Annotated in this window: 1 protein-coding gene; it reads left to right on the forward strand. The window is 54.8% G+C overall.

Annotation, left to right across the window (positions count from 1 at the left end; all coding sequences use genetic code 11):
- Positions 1–416 (forward strand): IS5 family transposase (locus tag MRBLMR1_RS29150; protein ID WP_500067082.1); only part of this gene is annotated, 416 nt, incomplete at both ends.

A 416-nucleotide genomic window follows, 5' to 3' on the forward strand; every position in this document is an offset into this window, starting at 1 on the left:
GACGTTCGCGTGGCGGCCTGACAACCAAGATCCACGCACTTGTCGATGCCGATGGTTTGCCGGTTCGCCTGGAATTAACCGCAGGTCAGGCTGCTGATGCCCCCATGGCTGAAAAGCTGCTGAGCGATGTTCAGCCCGGAGCAACAATCCTTGCCGACAAGGCATATGACACCGATGCCATTCGTCACTTTGCCAAACAACGCAGGTGTTGGGCGAACATTCCCGCAAAGACCAACCGCAAAAAGACATTCAGCTTCAGTCGATGGGTCTACCGTCAGCGCAATCAGGTAGAACGCTTCTTCAATCGCATCAAACAGATGCGGGGCCTAGCAACCCGATATGACCGACGTGCCGACAACTATCTCGCCGCTCTCAAACTTGCAGCGACGAGGATATGGATCGCATCAGCTAATGAG

The organism is Neorhizobium sp. LMR1-1-1.1 (assembly GCF_040675795.1).
Taxonomy (GTDB): domain Bacteria; phylum Pseudomonadota; class Alphaproteobacteria; order Rhizobiales; family Rhizobiaceae; genus Neorhizobium; species Neorhizobium cellulosilyticum.